Origin of the sequence: Bacillus sp. A1 (assembly GCF_042296235.1) — a bacterium.
GTDB lineage: Bacteria > Bacillota > Bacilli > Bacillales > Bacillaceae > Bacillus > Bacillus velezensis.
Window position 1 is genome coordinate 2,478,848 of the sequence record NZ_CP141181.1, and the last position, 17,036, is coordinate 2,495,883.

Here is a 17,036-nt window from a genome sequence, read left to right on the forward strand (position 1 = left end):
TGTTTTCAAGCTGTTCTTGTCATTATGTTAACCGCTTCTTGATAAAAAGTACATGATGGCAGAAAAAAGGAATAATAGCCCCCTATTATTCCGGTACATCTGTCTTTTTGGCTTTTAATGTTTCATGTGCTTCGCGGACTGTACGGAGAATGTCTTCTTCCGGCAGTTCAGCGCCGTTTCCGTCTTCTCCGCCCCATTCCAAATGAAGCAGAAACTCAATATTGCCGTCTCCCCCTGTAATCGGTGAGAAGGACAGTCCTTTCACTGTATATCCTTCAGAAGCGGCAAATTGATTCATGCGGCGGAGAACGTCAGTATGAACGTCTGGATCTCTGACAATGCCTTTTTTTCCGACGGATTCCCGTCCAGCTTCAAATTGCGGCTTCACCAGTGCGATACAATCGCTCCCCGGTACAAGCAGCGTTTTTAAAACCGGCAGAATGAGGCGGAGTGAGATGAAAGAAACATCGATTGTCGCAAATTCCGGCAAACCCTCTGTGAAATCGGAAGGCTCAGAATAGCGGAAATTCGTCCGTTCCATGACGACGACCCTCTCGTCCTGTCTGAGCTTCCAAGCAAGCTGATTATAGCCGACATCCACTGCGTAGGACCGCTCAGCTCCGTTTTGGAGGGCGCAATCCGTGAATCCCCCTGTAGACGAGCCGATGTCAATCATCGTTTTGCCTTTTACCGAGACAGGAAACACTTCCAGGGCTTTTTCAAGCTTTAATCCGCCTCTGCTGACGTATTTAAGAGGGTTTCCTTTTACCGTTAACGGAAGATCCCGGGCGATTTTTTCACCCGGTTTGTCCAATCGGTTTTCATTTGAGTATACGATGCCCGCCATAATGGCGCGTTTCGCTTTTTCCCGCGTTTCCGCAAGGCCTTTTTCTACAAGAAGTACATCTAATCGTTCTTTTTTTGCTGTCATGATCCAATTCCTTTATGTGTCTTCGGCGGCATCAGCAGTTTGATCCGGTTCATAACCTCAGCCTTCGTGAGACCGATTTCTTCAAGCAGGGCGGTTACGCTGCCGTGTTCAATAAACCGGTCTGGGATGCCCATTCTGTCAATCGGTGTATGATACATGCCGAGGTCATGAGCGAATTCGAGAATCGTGCTGCCGAATCCGCCTTCAAGCACGGCTTCTTCTATCGTTAAAATCGGCAGACCATCATTAAGAATGGCCTTCATCATTTGTTGATCAATCGGTTTTATGAACCGCGCATTCACGACACGCACGGACAGGCCTTCTTTTTGCAGTTCTTCAGCCGCTTCCAGCGCCATTTCAATGGTCGTACCGAATGTTAAAATGACCGCGTCTTTTCCGGGACGGAGCACTTCCCATGTTCCGATCGGAATGGTTTTCAGCTCTTTATCCATCTTTACGCCGAGTCCGTTTCCGCGCGGGAAGCGCATCGCAATCGGACCTTCCTCGTAGGAAAGGGCTGTATTGACCATATGGCGGCCTTCATTTTCATCCTTCGGCATCATTAAAACGAGGTTCGGTATATGCCGCAAAAAGGCGATGTCAAAAACGCCTTGATGCGTTTCCCCGTCAGCGCCGACCAAACCGGCGCGGTCAATGCCGATAAATACATTCGCGTTTTGACGGCAGATGTCATGGACGACCTGATCGTACGCCCGCTGCAAAAAGGTCGAATAAATCGCAAGAAACGGCTTCATGCCTTGGAGCGCCATTCCAGCCGCCATCGTCGCCGCGTGCTGTTCTGCGATTCCGACGTCAAACATGCGTTCAGGAAATTCTTTCGCAAACCCTTCCAGTTTAGAGCCGACCGGCATAGCCGGTGTAATCGCGACAATTCTGTCATCCTCACGCGCCAGCTCCTGCACGGTGCCGCTGACAAGTCCGCTCCATGAAGGCGCCGCGGCTTTCGGCTTGACGAAATCACCCGTATTGATTTTATACGGACCCGTTCCGTGCCATGTGCCGATTGTGTCGGTCTCAGCCGGTTTATAGCCTTTGCCCTTTTTCGTAATGACATGTAACAGGACAGGGCCTTTCGTTTTTTTGGCGTATTGCAGGTTTTCAAACAGTTCGTGGTAAGAATGACCGTCAACCGGGCCTAAATACGTAAAGCCCAGCTCTTCAAAAAACATGCCTGACACCAGCATATATTTTAAGCTGTCTTTTATACGTTCAGCTGTGGCGGCCAATTTTCCGCCGACGGCCGGGATGCGCTTAAATAAATATTCAAGCTCGTCTTTTACCCATTGATATTTGCCAGCCGTGCGAAGCCGTCCCAGCATAGAATGAATCGCCCCGACGTTCGGCGCAATGCTCATCTCATTATCATTCAGGATGACGATCATGTCTTTTTTCTCATCACCGATATGGTTCAGCGCTTCAAGCGCCATTCCTCCGGTTAAAGCGCCGTCTCCGATAATCGGGATGATATATTCTTTCGATCCTTTAATATCACGGGCGGCAGCCATTCCCATCGCGCCTGAGAGCGAGGTTGAGCTGTGGCCTGTTTCCCATACGTCATGTTCGCTTTCGCTGCGTTTCGGGAAACCGCAAAGCCCTTTATATTGGCGCAAGGTTTCAAACTCCTTGCCGCGTCCGGTTAACAGTTTATGAACATAGGACTGATGTCCGACATCCCATAAAAATTTATCTTTCGGACTGTCAAATTCTTTGTGAAGCGCAATTGTCAGCTCGACAACCCCGAGGTTCGGCCCGATATGGCCGCCAGAGGCAGACAGCGATGTGATGAGGAAATTGCGGATCTCCTCACTCAGCTCTTCCAGCTCTTCAATTGACATCTTTTTAAGAAATGACGGGTCCTGTATTGATAAAAGATCCAAAGCGGATCAACTCACTTTCAGCATGAATTTCTGCAAATTAAACAGTGTCTTTTTGAAAAAAGAAAAAGACTCCCTTTGTATTTTCATCGAAACTGCTTACATTTTACCATAGGAGCGGCAGCCCCTTCAAATCAGGACCGTTTTTAATGATCTCTCGCCGCGATTAAATCACAGAGGTCATGCAGCAATTCTTTCTGAAGAGAAAGGCCGCTGATGATCTGTTTCGCCTCGCTGATATGATACGCAAGCTTTTCTTTCGCGCCTTCAAGCGTTAAAAGCGACGGATACGTTGATTTTTCGTTCGACGTGTCTGAGCCGACCGGTTTGCCGATCCTCTCCTCATGCCCTTCAATATCAAGGATGTCGTCTCTGATTTGAAATCCGATGCCGATATGGCTGCTGAACAAACGGAGCTTTTCGACTTCATCCTCCGGCGCATCTGCCAAAATGGCGCCCGCCGTCACGGAAAAACCGAGGAGCTTGGCCGTTTTCCGCTCGTGGATGGATTCCAGCTCCTCAAGCGTTATCCGCTTTTGTTCCGCTTCCATGTCGGCAGCCTGCCCGCCGACCATTCCTTCCGTTCCTGCCGCACTGATCAGCTCATCGACGAGACGGAGGCGTTTTTCTGCTGAAACCGCCTCAGACACGTGGGATGTGATCAATTTAAAGCTTTCTGTCAGAAGCCCGTCTCCGGCCAATACGGCCGCCGCTTCTCCGAAGACTTTATGGTTTGTGGGCTTTCCCCGGCGCAGATCATCATCGTCCATGCAAGGAAGATCATCATGGATTAAAGAATACGTATGAATCATTTCGACAGCGCACCCAACCGGAATCCCGTCTTTTTCATCTTTTCCGTAAGCATTCAGAACGGCTAAGACGACGAGGGGGCGCAGCCTCTTTCCGCCCGCTTCCAAAGAATACAGCATAGATTTTTTGAGGGTTTCCGGCATCGCAAGCCGTTCTGTATATAAAGAAAGCTGCTGTTCAATCAGTTGTTTGCGCGATGCTAAAAATGCGTCCAGTTTATTTGTCACCTTCGTCTTCCTCCTGAACGCTGAAAGGTGCAAGTTCTCCGTTATCTTTTAAAATAAAGTCCATTTGCTTTTCGACATGCTGAAGCTTTTCATGGCACATTTTTGAAAGAGCCATCCCTTCCTGAAAATAGTTAATCGCCTGCTCCAGCGGCACGTCTCCTTCTTCAAGCTTTGCCACAATGCCTTCAAGGCCTTTCATCGCCTCTTCAAATGTCAGCTCTTCACTTTTTTTGGTTTCTGTCATTTTCGTTCGCCTCTCTTTTGCAATACTTCACACGTCAGAACGCCGTCTGTCATCTTTACTTCAAGCGTATCATTTTGTTCCACTTGATCAACGCTTTTGATCAGCTCTTTGTCTTTATAGGCCAGACTGTATCCTCTCTCCATCACCTGAAGGGGACTTAATGCATTCAGTTTACCAAGAACCGTCTGAAACTGCGAATGAAGCTGCTTCAGCTGGACATTCATGCTTCGGGCGAGCTGATTTGAGCGCTCCTCGTACCGTTTTTTCGCCTGTTTCAGCTGGGTTTCAGGGTGGAGCGCCGTTAATCTGTACGTATTCCGCTCCAGCTGCCTTTGTTTCATGTCCGTAAGCCCTGTGAGCTGTGATTGGAACTGCTGATACAAAAGGTCAAACTGCTGTTCCTTTTGGGTATACAATCGTTTCGGAAAACGGAACGCGTAGGATGACTGGAGCGATTGAACCCGTTCTTTTTTCTTGCTGATATGCTGCTGCATCGCTCTTGTCAGACGGACTTCCGCCGTTTTTGTCCGTTCCATTAAGTCCGTCGTGTGGGGAACGGCGATTTCTGCCGCTCCTGTCGGCGTTGCCGCCCGGATATCCGCGACGAAATCACTGATTGTAAAATCTGTTTCATGTCCGACGGCTGATATAGTCGGAATGGCGGAAGCAAAAATCGCCCGGGCCACGATTTCTTCGTTAAATGCCCACAATTCTTCGATCGAGCCCCCTCCCCTTCCGACGATCAGGACGTCACACATTTTTTGTGCATTGGCTTCTTCAATGCGCTTCACAATCGATCTGCTGGCATTTTCACCTTGAACGAGCGCGGGAAGCACAATGACTTTCACAAGGGGGTATCTTCTTTTGAGTGTGGTAATGACGTCTCTGACGGCTGCTCCCGTCGGTGACGTGACGACCCCGATCGTAGCCGGAAAAGCGGGGATGGCCTGCTTATGCCGGTCATCAAACAACCCTTCGCCGGCAAGTTTTTTCTTTAATTCTTCATATGCTAAGTAGAGCGCCCCCACACCGTCCGGCTGCATTTCTTTCGCGTACAGCTGATAGCTTCCGCTCGGTTCATAGACGGAGATGCCGCCTCTTACGATGACCTTCATTCCGTCCTCGGGCTTAAACGCAAGCCTCGAACTTTGCCTCTGAAACATGACGGCCTGCATGCGGGCATGCTCATCTTTTAATGTAAAATAAATGTGGCCTCTCGTATGGATTTTAACATTGGAGAGCTCACCCTTAATCCAAATGTCTTCAAGATGAGGGTCCACATCGAATTTTCGTTTAATGTATTTGGTCAGCGCGGAAACCGTGACATATGCCGCTTCACTCACATCCTGCACTCCTTTCATAAAGGCTTTTTGCCCTAAACTAAGAAAACCCGCTCTGGCTGAAAGGAGCCTTAAGAAGCGGGTATCGTGCTCATTGTCACACTTTTTGTGACTGTCTCCGGTTATCTATGATAACGTACGTCTGGCAGATTTAACAGTATTATGCGCAAGCATTGTGATGGTCATCGGACCTACTCCGCCCGGCACCGGCGTAATGAAAGATGCTTTTTCTTTCGCTTCATCAAACTGAACGTCTCCGCAGAGTTTTCCGCTTTCGAGACGGTTGACGCCGACATCAATGACAATGGCGCCCTCTTTGATTTGATCGGCTTTGATGAAGTTCGCTTTACCGACCGCTACCACAAGAATATCTGCTTTTTTCGTATGCTCAGACATATTTTTCGTGCGGGAATGGCAATATGTGACGGTCGCGTTTTCGTTCAGCAGCAGCTGGCCGACCGGTTTACCGACTATATTGCTTCGTCCGACTACAACAACTTCTTTGCCGGAAAGATCTACGTTCGTCTTTTTCAGTAACTCGACAATTCCGTGCGGCGTGCATGGAAGAAATGTATCTTCGCCAAGCAGCATTTTCCCGACGTTGAGAGGGTGGAAACCGTCAACATCCTTATCAGGGGAGATCCGCTCGATTACGGCTTTTTCAGAAATATGATCCGGGAGCGGCAGCTGGACGAGAATGCCGTGGAATTCCGGATTTTGATTATACTGATCAATCACTGTTAAAAGCTCCGCCTCGGTTAAGCTTGAGTCAAAGCGGTCAAGCTTAAATTTCATTCCCATTGTTTCAGCGGCTTTTTTCTTGCCTGTCACATATGAAACAGAAGCGGGATCGTCTCCGATTAAAATGACCGCCAAGCCAGGCACTACGCCTTGTGCTTTCAGCTCTTCTACTTCTTTTGCCAATTGTTCGCGTTTTTCTTTAGCCGTTTCTTTTCCGTCGATGATTGTTGCAGTCATTTTCTTTCCTCCTATGATTCGATATCAGTTTTAATGTTAGAAAGAACCCCGTTTACGAATTTTGCAGCTTTATCGTCGCCGAACCGTTTTGCCAGCTCGATTGCTTCGTTTAATGACACGTTAGCAGGAATGTCGTCAGAATAAACCATTTCATACACCGCCAGACGCAGGATCGCGCGGTCTACGTTTGCAATCCGGTCAAGCTTCCAATTGACGAGATGGCCGGAAATCATTTCATCAAGCTGAACCTGATGTTCGATCACTCCGTACACCAGCTGTTCAAAGAAGGCATCTGTTTTTTCACCATCGAGCGCGTGCTCAATGGCATCGTTCGGTGCAATATCGCTGACATCAATCTGAAAAAGTGCCTGCAAAGCTTTTTCTCTAGCTGTTCTTCTTTTCATTTTCTTTCTCCTTCAGATCCGCTTTATCCGCTTGTCGTTAAGCTTAAAGAGATCATAACATATTTTTTTCTCAATCGCATGTCGAAATTTAGGTTTTTTCACCCTAATGCCGAATATTTTCACAAACCGTATTAATTTCATTCGGATTTCACAGCATGAAGAAACTCGGCTGCCGTTTGTAAGCCGGCTTTCTTCATGCCTGAAATGACGGGAAACGTATAAAAAACCAAAGGGCTGCCCATCCCCTTGGTTTTTATACGCTCATTACATTTCTTCGTCGATTTCGACTTCTTGGGCTTTCGTGTCAAATTGAATGCCGACGATATGAATATTGATTTCATTAATGGTCAGAGACGTCATGTTTAATAAGGTTTGGCGGATATTCTCCTGAACGCTTGCCGCCACTTTCGGGATCGAGATCCCGAATTGAACGACGCAATAGACGTCGATGGTAATCCCGTCATCGGCTAAATCGACCTTTACGCCTTTGCCGTGATTGATTTTGCCGAAGCGTTCTACGACGCCCGTGGCGAAATTGCCGCGCATTTCAGCAACTCCTTCAACTTCGGAAGCGGCGATGCCGGCAATGACTTCAATGACCTCAGGAGCAATTTCAACCTTGCCTAAATGAGCCTCATCATGATCCATTTTAAGCACACTGTTGTCTTCCATTCAATTCACCTCCCGCAAAAATTATGAGCCCATTACATCATATGTTTCTAAAAACTTTGTATTAAACTCTCCGCTGACAAATGTTTCGTGTTCAAGCAGTTTCAAATGGAACGGAATCGTCGTTTCAATACCTTCAATCACGAATTCGCTCAGCGCGCGTTTCATCCGTGCGACTGCCTCATCACGCGTTGTTCCGTATGTGATGACTTTAGCAATCATACTGTCATAGTACGGCGGGATCGAATAGCCGGGATATGCGGCTGAATCCACGCGTACGCCAAGTCCGCCCGGCGGCAGGTACATGTTAATTTTACCGGGTGAAGGCATGAAGTTTTTCGCAGGATTTTCAGCGTTGATGCGGCATTCAATCGCCCAGCCGTTAAATTCAACGTCTTCCTGTCTGAGCGAAAGCTCCTGTCCGGATGCCACTTTGATCTGTTCTTTGATCAGATCTGTTCCCGTCACCATTTCTGTGACAGGGTGCTCTACTTGAATACGCGTGTTCATTTCCATGAAGTAGTAGCGCTGTTCTCTGTAGTCATAGATGAATTCTACTGTGCCGGCTCCCGTGTAACCGACGGCCTTAGCTGCTTTTACCGCTGCTTCGCCCATCTGCTCCCTGATTTCAGAATCAAGCGCAGGTGACGGTGACTCTTCAAGAAGTTTTTGCAGACGTCTTTGGATAGAACAGTCACGCTCTCCGAGATGGATCGTGTTTCCGTAATTATCCGCAAGCACCTGAATTTCAACATGGCGGAAATCTTCGATGTACTTCTCGATGTACACACCCGGATTTCCGAATGCCGTAGCGGCTTCCTGCTGGGTAATCTCAATGCCTTTGATCAGTTCTTCTTCTGTGCGTGCGACCCGGATGCCTTTTCCGCCTCCGCCCGCAGTGGCTTTTATAATGACAGGATACCCAATTTCACCTGCAAGCGAAACCGCTTCTTCCGTATTTTTTATGATTCCTTTTGAACCGGGCACAATCGGCACGCCCGCCAGCTGCATCGTGTCGCGCGCGATATCTTTTGTTCCCATTTTTGAAATGGCGTCAGCCGTAGGGCCGACAAACGTTACGTTTAATTCCTCGCACAGCTCGGCAAAGTCGGCGTTTTCAGCTAAAAACCCGTATCCCGGATGAATCGCATCCGTGCCGGTCAGCTTTGCGACGCTGACGATGTTCGTTACATTTAAATAGCTTTCTTTTGATGTTTTCGGCCCGATACAAAAAGCCTCATCGGCCATTTGGACATGCAGGGCGTCTTTATCTGCCTCAGAATAAACGGCTACAGTTTCAATGCCCAGCTCTTTGCAGGCCCGGATGATTCTGACGGCGATTTCTCCTCGGTTGGCGATCAATAGCTTTTTAATCATAATAGCAGGTCTCCTTACTCAGCTTTTACAAGAAATAGAGGTTGTCCGTATTCGACCAGCTGGCCGTTTTCAACTAACACTTCAACGATTTCTCCTTTTACTTCGGCTTCAATCTCGTTAAAGAGTTTCATTGCTTCTACGATACAAACAACTGTATTTTCGCTCACTTTTGAACCTTGGTTTACGTAAGGGCCGGCTTCCGGCGATGAAGAAGCATAAAACGTTCCGACCATCGGAGACGTAATTTTGTGCAGGTTTTCGTCTTGTTTCGGCGCTTCCTGAGCAGGAGCGGCTTCACGCGCTTCCGGTTTTGCAGCCTGCGGAGCAGGTGCGTAAGCGGCGGGAACGGCTTGGGCTTGTCCCGTTACATTCACTGCCGGCGCTTCATTTTTTTTCAGTTTGAGGCTTACGCCTTCAATTTCGTAAACAAATTCGTCGATGGAAGATTCATCGATTCTTTTTATCAGTTCATGAATTTCGTTGATTTTTAACATCAGTTTCCACTCCTATGTATAAAAAATAGAAATTTATGGGTTGCTACTAAAAGTACATACTATGTTTATCTTACAGGAGCGCTTGTGTAAATTCAACACTGATCTAAAATGACATCAGAAAAGCCCGCAGCGGGTGCGGGCGGTTCAGGTCTCTTACTTTGTCGGTTCAAACGTGACGGCGACGTCTTTCATCGTCTTGATTTCTTTTTCCACCAGGTCAATGATAGCGGAAGCTTTTGCGTTTGAATGTTTGTCAGACATGACGGTAATGTTGATTTTGTCTCCTTCAGCATCCACGAGCGCATCTTTGTAGCCTTGTGTTTTAATCAGCGTTTCCAGCTGTTTTTCCGTCCCTTCAGCATTGCTCAGCGCCGTCATTTTATCGTAGGCTTCGCTTTTTTCCTTTGCGGTCGCATCATCGCTTGAAACAATGCTGTTTAACTGTTCCCTTTCTTTGCTTCTCGCGTCTTCAAGTTCCATACGGTATGCGGTAAATAAGTTTTCATCAGCTGTTTCTGTGGCGACCGATCCGTCTTTGTCCGATGCTTCGGCTGATGTTTCTTTATCCTCTTTTGTGCCTTTAGAATCTTTCGTTCCTTTTGTGCCGTCTTCTTTTTCCGTGCCGCTTCCGCTCTTATCTTTCGTTTCAGGAGCCGGCGTTTTTTCAGTGGCGACTTCTCCGCTGCTTTTTTCGCTTTTCATCTGCACGGCATTTTTGCTTTCCGGCGACATAATATAATAAACACTTAATACCACGACGAGACTGAGCATTGTTAAAAGCCAAACCGTTTGTTTTTTCAGCATGATTTATGAATCCTCCTTGATTTTTTTAGGGGCAACCGCTACACGATAGCTCGGAACATCGAGCACCCTTGTGACGGCATCAATGATGGTTTTTTTTATTTGAACGTTGTCCACTCCCTGAGCGACAACGAGTACACCGCGGATATCGGGCTTTTTCGTCTGGACGACGACCGGGGTTTCCTGGTCCCCGTTTCGAATCATGACAATTTGTTCTTCAGAGGTTTGATCGGTTACGCTTCTTTTGCCGCCTTCTTTATCGGTTTCTTCAGTAGTGGTGTCTTTTTTCGTTTTATTTTTCTCAAACACTTTCAAAGATGTTGCGTCTACGTTTACGACAATTGAGACATCCTCCACGCCGATAATCGTTTCAAGGATTTCTTTCAGCTGGTTTTCATAGTCTCTTTCGTAATCATCGATCGTGGTTTTTGCGCTGCCGTCTTTCGATGCCTTAAAAACGGGTGCGCTTTTTTGCCCGCTTTTGTCTTCCGTTCGGCCGGACATGACGGTCTGCGCCGTTTGGTCCTTCCCGGTTTTCTCCGGTGAAGAGAACAGCTGGCTGACCAGCATAAAAGATACCCCGAGCACAAACACGAACAGAAAGTAATGATATTTTGTCAGTTTTGGTTTTTCTCCGTCTTTCGCCTGTCCGATCATCAGCTGTTTTTTGAGTATGGTCCATAGTCCGTTTTTATTCATGGCCGTTTTTCTCCCCGCCTTCCATATAAACCGTAATTTTCTCACTGCCGATTTCCCATATATCCGCAAGTTTTTCTTTGATGTCTGCGGCCTCTTTTTTGTCGGCTGCGCCTTCCGGTTCGTATTTGCGGTCTGTGCGGATGTCGATCGGTGCGACGGTTTGCACGGTTTTTTCAGAAGATGGGGCCATATACACGCTGATCGTTTTTACATCTTCTTCTGAACGAACCTGTTCTTCCGCTGTAAGGCGGATGTCGTCTATTTTGTATTCGTCATGACTGAACATCTCCTCCGCTTTCTTTTTTAGTTGGACAGCCATTTCTTCTAAAACATATGCGCGGTTTGATGCTTGTATTTCTTTTTTTTCTGATTTGATTTGATTTTTTATATCAGCGGATTGAGATTGCTCTTGTTTTGTCAAATAATCGAAGATGATTTCCGGGTCTGTTTTGAAAAGTTTGAATATCGGGTTGAGCATGACAATGATTAACAGCAGGCTGACAACCATCTTTGCGTATTTTTGCATACTGGAGCTGGGCAGCAGCATGTCGATGACGATGGCGAATAAGATAAATAAAATAATGCTTGTCAGCCATTCTGTTAAAAAGCTCATATCCAATGGGCCTCCTTTATTTCATCATCATGGTGAGGTTGCCTGCTGTAATAATGACTGTGATGCTGAGGAAAAACATGAGAGAGACGATGGCGAGCGCCGCGAAAATATACAGTACGCTTCTGCTGATGACGCCGAGGCACGTAATGACGGGCCCGCCTCCGAGCGGCTGCAGAATAGCGGCCGCGAGCTTATAAATAAAAGCGAGCGAGAGCACTTTGATCGCCGGAAACGCGGAGATGCAGATCAAAATTCCGACTCCGAGGATTCCCACGGTGTTTTTTAATAGGAGCGAGGCGCTGATGACCGTATCCGTCGCATCCGTAAACATCCGGCCGAGCACGGGAATAAAATTGCCTGTTATAAATTTTGCAGTCCTGAGCGTAATCCCGTCCGTCACGGCAGCCGAAGCCCCCTGTACGGAGATGACGCCGAGAAACACGGTGAGGAATACGGCAAGCGCGCCGATCGCGATATTTCTGAGCAGATTGGCAAGCTGCGTGACTTTATATTGATCCGTCATCGTGCTGACGATGCTTAAAATCGCTGACAGGAAGATAAGCGGCATGACAATGTTTTGAATGAGAAGGCCGCTCGTATTCATCAGAAATAAAATAACGGGGTGAAAAAAAGCTGCGGAGACGGCTCCCCCGGAAGACGCCAAAAGCGCGAGTAAAAGCGGGATAAGCGCGAGAATGAAGCTTGTCATCGTCTGGATCGCTTCACTGGCATAATTGACAGCAACATGAAAGCTGTTTAAAGCGAGAATAATCAGCACCATGTAGACGATTGCATAAGCCACTTTGCTGACGGTGCTCTGCTGGAACGCATTTTGCAGGAGCTGCAGAATGACACAAAAAATGGTGAGAAGAATCAAAGTTCCCAGAAGCTTTCCGTTTGCGAGCACTTCATGAAACAAGTATGAAAATAAAGCCTTCAGCCATGCCTCCGGTGAGAACGTTTTTTCTCCGTTAATAAAGTCGATGATGCTTCCCTTTTGGCTTTCAGGCAGAAGACCGCCGTATTCTGTCATGATGTCGTCCCAAAACTTTCCGATGCCTTCTGTTTTCAGCGCTTCGGCCTGCTTTTTCGCCACTTCATCAGCGGATTCTTGGTGAACTGCGGTTTCCTGCGACGCACCGTCTGTTCCGGCAGCTTGTACACATTCAGTCTGAAAAAATAAGAGGATGAACAAAAAAGCTCCCGCCCACCGAAAGCGCTTCATTTTTTGTGCCCCCCTTTCCATTTTATTTATGATCAAGAAGGAATAAGTCCGAGAATCGTTTCAATAATGACGGTGAGTATCGGCACGGCCATTACCAGTATCAAAATTTTTCCGGCCAGCTCTATTTTCGAAGCAATCGCTCCCTGGCCCGCATCCTTTGTAAGCTGCGCTCCGAATTCAGCGATGTAGGCGATGCCGATAATTTTTAAAATGGTTTCCACATAGACCATATTGACATTTGCATTGACGGCTATTTTTTCTATCATTCTGATAATGTCGTAAATCTGGTCGATGAGATAAAGAAAGATCACGCAGCCGCTGAAGACGACAATCATAAACGCGAAAGTCGGTTTCTGTTCTTTTACGATCAGGGAGAGAAATGTGGCGATCAGGCCTAAACCTACAATTTGAACAATCTCAATCTGTAAGCCCCCCTATCCTTGGAATAGAAACACAGCTTTGATCTTTTTGAACAGGTCATCGACAATCGTCGCCACCATAAATAAAATATAGATAAAGCCAAGCAGCGTCACCCACTGGGCGTATTCTTTTTTTCCCATTTGATCAAGTATGGTGTGCAGAAACGCAACCACGATACCGACTCCGGCGATTTGAAAAATGACATTTACGTCGACTCCCATTTTATGTTTGCTCCCCTCATGTTTACATCAATAGAAGAATGAGTAACAGTCCGGCTAAAAATCCTAAGCTTTTCACCATTTTTTCATTTTTCGCCTGCGCCCGTCCGGCATCCGCTTCCGCCGCTTCCAAATGTGTAAGCGCAAGCTTGATATGTTTCTGCTGAGAAACACGGTCATGGAGCCCGAGCGTCTCTCCGAATTGCTTCAGCACATCATATTCGCTTTTTTTCATCGCCATGGAAGACCAGTTATGTTTCAAGCTCTGTTCCCAAGCCGTTTTGGCGGAATCGCTTCCCTGCTCAAGCCTTCTGCTGAAAGCTTGAAACAATAACGATACAGGTTTGGAAAGCTGTGCGGCAATTTGTCCCGAGGCGGTATGCAGCGGTGTATGCCCGAACATGATTTCCGCTTCAAGCGATTGGAGCGCCGCGCGCAGCTGACGGATCTGCCTCGGCCTTTCAATATACATTTTGGCGATCTCAAATCCGGTCCAAGTCGTCGCTGTCAGAATAAACACGGCACCCAAAAGCTTCAGCATGTCATCACGCTTTCAGCATGCGGAACAGGTTCCCCGTCCTTTCCGTACATCCTGCTGATCGTTCCCGGACCGCGGCGCCTTGACAGTTCAACATACCGGTCAAACACGTTTTCCTCCCAAAGCATTTTCAGCGACGGCCTCTTTACCAAGTCTTTCATGTCCCACCCGTGCGCAGATACGATAACGGATACGCCCGCATGGAGCGCCTCCAGCAGCGCTTGTGAGTCTTCCATTCTCCCGATTTCATCCACAATTATGACATCAGGACTCATAGAGCGGATCATCATCATCAGCCCTTCCGCCTTCGGACAGGCATCAAGGACATCGATTCTGCGGCCGAAACTGTGCTGGGGAATGCCCCGCAGGCAGCCGGCAATTTCCGACCGTTCATCTACGATACCTGTTTTTTTTGCAGGAATGCGTTTTGATCCGGTGCTGGAAAGCCGGGCCAAATCACGAAGCAAGGTCGTTTTCCCCGTTTGCGGAGGACCGATGATCAGCGTGTTCAGCCAGTTTTCTTTCCATAAGAAAGGAATGAGCGGTTCTGCGATCCCCAGCTTCTCCCGGGCGATTCGGATATTAAAAGAAGTAATATCCCGGAGTCCTTTGACGGCTCCGTTTTCGACGATGACTCTTCCGGCCAGCCCCACACGGTGGCCTCCTCTGATTGTGATGTATCCTTTTTTCAGCTCTTCTTCCAGCGTGTACATACTGTAATTGCTGAGCCGGCTGAGGATCAGCTGTGCGTCGCCGGCCGTGCACACATATGACAAATACAAAGGTTGTCCTTTTTGGATCAGTTCAACCGGCCTGTCGACGCGGATTCTGATTTCTTCTGTATCCCGCCTCGCTTCTTCGGGCACGGCGGAGATGGCATCTCTCAATAATTCAGGGAGAACCTCTGTAATCTCATTCAATAGAGTCTCCTCCTTTTTTACCGATTGGCTTCTTTAAAATGTATGATCCGGGACAGACTTTATGACACCCCGGCCCTCTATTTATGCACACCGGCCAAAATCAGCACCACTCCCGCAAAAATCAATATTAACTTTGCATATGAGAGCTGTCCGGCAATCTGATAAATGCCGATCGTCATTGTGATGATAAAGATCAGCGGGCCGACGATTGCCAAAATACTATTCACCACAACCGCTTTTCTGATGTCGTTTGTCAAAAGCATGATAATAGCGGCCGATAATTCAATGAGCGAGGACAAAACTCGTAAACCGGCCATCGTTAAAACAGTAGAATTGATTGAACCAAACAAAAATTTCATTGCAATCCCCCAACTTCAAGCATTTTGTTACACTATATGCTCTAGCTGACGGAAGTAGTCTCACTATTTTCATATAGAAGAAAGATTTGATGCAGAACGCAAAAAAAGCCTGCCCCGTAAAAGGAGCAGACTCCGAATTTCTTTAACTACGCTCTTGACACGTAAGAACCGTCTGATGTATTTACAACAAGCGTATCGCCTTCGTTCACGAAGAACGGTACGTTTACGACAAGACCTGTTTCCGTTTTGGCAGGTTTTGTGCCGCCTGACGCCGTGTCGCCTTTAATTCCCGGCTCTGTTTCAACAACTTTCAGTTCAACTGTGTTCGGCAGTTCAATACCGAGCGTTTCAGACTGATACATCATGATGTGCACAGACATATTTTCCAGAAGGTATTTCAATTCTTCTTCGATTTGGTTTTCGTTCAATTCAAGCTGTTCATATGAGCTTGTATCCATGAACACGTGCTGATCGCCGTTGGCATAAAGATACTGCATCGTTTTTGTTTCGATTTGCGCTTTCGCGACTTTTTCACCTGCACGGAATGTTTTCTCCTGAATAGCGCCCGTGCGCAGGTTACGCAATTTAGAACGGACAAATGCCGCTCCTTTTCCCGGCTTTACGTGCTGGAAGTCAACGACGCGCCAAATGCCGCCGTCTACTTCAATCGTTAGTCCTGTACGAAAATCGTTAACTGAAATCATGTTTGATGTCCTCCTATATTCCGATCACAAAATAATTAATTCTTTAGGGGAATGCGTAATTGTCCGGTTGCCGTCCTCAGTGATGATGATATCATCTTCGATTCTTGCGCCCCCAACATCCGGTATGTATATGCCCGGCTCGACCGTTACCGCCATGCCCGGCTCAAGAACGGCCGATGACCTGAAAGACAGCCCCGGTGATTCATGGACTTCCATTCCGAACCCGTGTCCTGTCGAATGGCCGAAATACTGTCCGTAGCCTTTCGCGGTGATGTGATCCCTCGTCAGAGCGTCCGCTTCTTTCCCCGTCATGCCGGGTTTAATATGCAGGACACCAAGCGCTTGGGCATCGTATACGACCTGATAAATCTCTTTCAGTTTATCACTTGGCTCTCCGACCGCGACGGTGCGTGTGATATCAGAACAATAGCCTTTATAATAAGCGCCGAAATCGAGCGTGACCAAGTCTCCCTTTTCAATCAATTTGCCGCTTGCCACTCCGTGGGGAAGGCTGGATCTGACTCCCGAGGCGACGATCATATCAAAGGAAGAGCCGTCCGCTCCTTGACGTCTCATATAAAATTCAAGCTCGTTTGCAACTGAAATCTCTGAGATGCCCGGTTTGATAAACGTCAGAATATGTTCAAACGCATCATCCGCAATCTTCGCAGCTTCCTCTAATATCTTAATCTCTTCACTTGACTTAATCAAGCGCAACTTTTCAACCGAATCCGCGACGGGAACCATCTCCGCTTCCTGCAGCACCGCTTGATAGGATGCATATGTTCCGTACGTCATGCTGTTTTGCTCGAAGCCGAGTTTTTTAATGCCGTACTCAAGAATCGTATCCGCAGCCGTTTGGATTAAGCTTCCGCCGTGCTCGATAATGTCAAAACCCTTCACTTGCGTCTTCGCCTGCTCGGTGTAACGGAAATCCGTGATAAATGCCGCACGTTCTTTCGATATGACCGCAAGGCCTGACGAACCCGTAAATCCCGTCATATACTGCAGATTGGCGGAGCTTGTCACCAACATTCCGTCTATATCCAGCTGACCGAAAAGATTTCGCAATTTCTCAAGTTTCATTCCCTTTCTCCTCCTCGCCGATTCTTGACTGCCGCCTGACAACGCGGGAGCATCCCCGCCCGGTTTTCAGCATAAAAAATGTTC

Annotated in this window: 21 protein-coding genes; all 21 read right to left on the reverse strand. The window is 47.6% G+C overall.

Annotated elements, in window-relative coordinates; all coding sequences use genetic code 11:
- Nucleotides 1-85: 85 nt before the first annotated feature.
- Nucleotides 86-931 (reverse strand): TlyA family RNA methyltransferase, encoded by an 846-nt coding sequence (locus tag U2H13_RS11960; protein ID WP_021494303.1) that lies wholly within the window; start codon nt 929-931, stop codon nt 86-88.
- A complete protein-coding gene (gene dxs / locus U2H13_RS11965; RefSeq protein WP_160216924.1) occupies nt 928-2,829 on the reverse strand; it encodes a 1-deoxy-D-xylulose-5-phosphate synthase in 1,902 nt (633 codons plus the stop codon). The genes U2H13_RS11960 and dxs overlap by 4 nt, the downstream gene beginning before the upstream one ends.
- Before the next feature lie 143 nt (nt 2,830-2,972).
- The gene (locus U2H13_RS11970) at nt 2,973-3,863 is read right to left on the reverse strand and encodes a polyprenyl synthetase family protein (protein WP_007408353.1); all 891 of its coding nucleotides are present in this window, start codon (nt 3,861-3,863) and stop codon (nt 2,973-2,975) included.
- A complete protein-coding gene (locus tag U2H13_RS11975) occupies nt 3,853-4,107 on the reverse strand; it encodes an exodeoxyribonuclease VII small subunit (protein ID WP_007408352.1) in 255 nt (84 codons plus the stop codon). The genes U2H13_RS11970 and U2H13_RS11975 overlap by 11 nt, the downstream gene beginning before the upstream one ends.
- Complete coding sequence (gene xseA, locus U2H13_RS11980; RefSeq protein WP_109567070.1) at nt 4,104-5,450, reverse strand: exodeoxyribonuclease VII large subunit; 1,347 nt, start codon at nt 5,448-5,450, stop codon at nt 4,104-4,106. The genes U2H13_RS11975 and xseA overlap by 4 nt, the downstream gene beginning before the upstream one ends.
- Nucleotides 5,451-5,573: 123 nt before the next feature.
- Complete coding sequence (folD, locus tag U2H13_RS11985; RefSeq protein WP_007408350.1) at nt 5,574-6,425, reverse strand: bifunctional methylenetetrahydrofolate dehydrogenase/methenyltetrahydrofolate cyclohydrolase FolD; 852 nt, start codon at nt 6,423-6,425, stop codon at nt 5,574-5,576.
- 11 nt (nt 6,426-6,436) lie between these two features.
- Complete coding sequence (nusB, locus tag U2H13_RS11990; RefSeq protein ID WP_007408349.1) at nt 6,437-6,829, reverse strand: transcription antitermination factor NusB; 393 nt, start codon at nt 6,827-6,829, stop codon at nt 6,437-6,439.
- Nucleotides 6,830-7,093: 264 nt separating this feature from the next.
- On the reverse strand, nt 7,094-7,501 hold the full coding sequence (locus U2H13_RS11995; RefSeq protein WP_003153156.1) for an Asp23/Gls24 family envelope stress response protein: 408 nt from the start codon (nt 7,499-7,501) through the stop codon (nt 7,094-7,096).
- Between the two features lie 21 nt (nt 7,502-7,522).
- Nucleotides 7,523-8,875, reverse strand: a complete 1,353-nt coding sequence (gene accC, locus U2H13_RS12000; protein ID WP_007408348.1) for an acetyl-CoA carboxylase biotin carboxylase subunit — start codon at nt 8,873-8,875, stop codon at nt 7,523-7,525.
- 14 nt (nt 8,876-8,889) lie between these two features.
- Nucleotides 8,890-9,369 carry an acetyl-CoA carboxylase biotin carboxyl carrier protein gene (accB, locus tag U2H13_RS12005; protein WP_007612510.1) on the reverse strand — a complete coding sequence of 160 codons (480 nt, stop codon included), beginning with the start codon at nt 9,367-9,369 and terminating at the stop codon, nt 8,890-8,892.
- Between the two features lie 153 nt (nt 9,370-9,522).
- Nucleotides 9,523-10,173, reverse strand: a complete 651-nt coding sequence (locus tag U2H13_RS12010) for a SpoIIIAH-like family protein (protein ID WP_007408346.1) — start codon at nt 10,171-10,173, stop codon at nt 9,523-9,525.
- A 3-nt stretch (nt 10,174-10,176) separates the two neighbouring features.
- The gene (gene spoIIIAG / locus U2H13_RS12015) at nt 10,177-10,869 is read right to left on the reverse strand and encodes a stage III sporulation protein AG (protein ID WP_014418358.1); all 693 of its coding nucleotides are present in this window, start codon (nt 10,867-10,869) and stop codon (nt 10,177-10,179) included.
- On the reverse strand, nt 10,862-11,482 hold the full coding sequence (spoIIIAF, locus tag U2H13_RS12020) for a stage III sporulation protein AF (RefSeq protein WP_003153146.1): 621 nt from the start codon (nt 11,480-11,482) through the stop codon (nt 10,862-10,864). Before spoIIIAF ends, spoIIIAG begins: the two co-directional genes overlap by 8 nt.
- A 16-nt stretch (nt 11,483-11,498) precedes the next feature.
- Nucleotides 11,499-12,707, reverse strand: a complete 1,209-nt coding sequence (gene spoIIIAE / locus U2H13_RS12025) for a stage III sporulation protein AE (protein ID WP_003153145.1) — start codon at nt 12,705-12,707, stop codon at nt 11,499-11,501.
- Nucleotides 12,708-12,739: 32 nt separating this feature from the next.
- Nucleotides 12,740-13,129: a stage III sporulation protein AD gene (spoIIIAD, locus tag U2H13_RS12030; RefSeq protein WP_071392571.1), complete on the reverse strand. Its 390-nt coding sequence runs from the start codon at nt 13,127-13,129 to the stop codon at nt 12,740-12,742.
- 12 nt (nt 13,130-13,141) lie between these two features.
- Nucleotides 13,142-13,348 (reverse strand): stage III sporulation protein AC, encoded by a 207-nt coding sequence (spoIIIAC, locus tag U2H13_RS12035; protein WP_003153142.1) that lies wholly within the window; start codon nt 13,346-13,348, stop codon nt 13,142-13,144.
- A 22-nt stretch (nt 13,349-13,370) separates the two neighbouring features.
- Nucleotides 13,371-13,886: a stage III sporulation protein SpoIIIAB gene (gene spoIIIAB, locus U2H13_RS12040; protein WP_007408343.1), complete on the reverse strand. Its 516-nt coding sequence runs from the start codon at nt 13,884-13,886 to the stop codon at nt 13,371-13,373.
- Complete coding sequence (spoIIIAA, locus tag U2H13_RS12045; protein WP_012117969.1) at nt 13,880-14,803, reverse strand: stage III sporulation protein AA; 924 nt, start codon at nt 14,801-14,803, stop codon at nt 13,880-13,882. The genes spoIIIAB and spoIIIAA overlap by 7 nt, the downstream gene beginning before the upstream one ends.
- A 77-nt stretch (nt 14,804-14,880) precedes the next feature.
- Nucleotides 14,881-15,162, reverse strand: a complete 282-nt coding sequence (locus tag U2H13_RS12050; RefSeq protein WP_003153124.1) for a YqhV family protein — start codon at nt 15,160-15,162, stop codon at nt 14,881-14,883.
- A 146-nt stretch (nt 15,163-15,308) separates the two neighbouring features.
- Nucleotides 15,309-15,866: an elongation factor P gene (gene efp, locus U2H13_RS12055; protein WP_003153123.1), complete on the reverse strand. Its 558-nt coding sequence runs from the start codon at nt 15,864-15,866 to the stop codon at nt 15,309-15,311.
- 24 nt (nt 15,867-15,890) lie between these two features.
- Nucleotides 15,891-16,952 (reverse strand): Xaa-Pro peptidase family protein, encoded by a 1,062-nt coding sequence (locus tag U2H13_RS12060; RefSeq protein ID WP_007612522.1) that lies wholly within the window; start codon nt 16,950-16,952, stop codon nt 15,891-15,893.
- Nucleotides 16,953-17,036 lie beyond the last annotated feature (84 nt).